This window comes from Mesorhizobium sp. M7A.F.Ca.CA.002.15.2.1, from assembly GCF_003998715.1.
Classification (GTDB): Bacteria; Pseudomonadota; Alphaproteobacteria; order Rhizobiales; family Rhizobiaceae; genus Mesorhizobium; species Mesorhizobium ciceri.
Genome location: NZ_RZPI01001170.1, coordinates 1 through 734 on the forward strand (window position 1 = coordinate 1; position 734 = coordinate 734).

General features: G+C 63.6%; 1 protein-coding gene and 1 pseudogene. Both read left to right on the top strand.

Going from position 1 to position 734, the window contains the following annotated elements; genetic code table 11:
* The coding region (locus tag ENZ74_RS33440; protein WP_164761479.1) for an ABC transporter permease at nucleotides 1–427 on the top strand (427 nt) is incomplete at its 5' end.
* Nucleotides 428–537: 110 nt separating this feature from the next.
* Nucleotides 538–734, top strand: a pseudogene (locus ENZ74_RS33445) (hypothetical protein); the annotation flags it as partial.

Sequence of the window (734 nt, forward strand, 5' to 3'; positions counted from 1 at the left end):
GTGCCACATCGTGCTGCGCTACACGCGCTATGGCCGCGCCGTCTATGCCGTCGGCGGTAATGCGGAAGCAGCGCGGCTGTCGGGCCTGCGCGTCGACCGCATCCTGGTCTCGGTCTACGTCATTGTCGGCTTCTTCGCCGGGCTCGCGGCCTTCGTGCTGTCGGCCAGGCTGAACTCCTCGGAAGCGGTGGCGGGCATCGGCTACGAACTGACCGTCATTTCGGCCGTCGTCATCGGCGGCACCTCGCTGTTCGGCGGCATCGGCTCGGTCGGCGGCACGGTGGTGGGCGCGGCGCTGATCGGCGTGCTGCAGAACGGGCTGCAGTTCAACAACGTCTCGTCCTACACGCAAAGCATCGTCATCGGGCTCATCCTGATCCTGGCGGTGGCGTTTGATCGGTGGCTGAAGTCGAGGGTAAGAAGGTGAGGGGGACGGTTCTCCCTTCTCCCTCTGTTGGAGAAGGGGAGCCCCATTCCTTGCAAAACAATCATGCTTTGCTAGAAAGGTTTTGGCGGGTGGCATCGTGAGAGAACCTCATGTTTGCCGATATCATCAGACCGATCACCCTAGGTTTTTCGCTGCTGCGGCGGTTCTGGCCGCAGCTCATGGCACTCGTGCTGGCCGGCGTGATGGTCGGCGATCTCCTCATGCTGCTGGCGGCGAAGGTGGCGCTGGCCAATCACTTCGCCGGGTTGGCGATGCTGACGCTGGTGGCGCTGGCGCAGCACGTGGA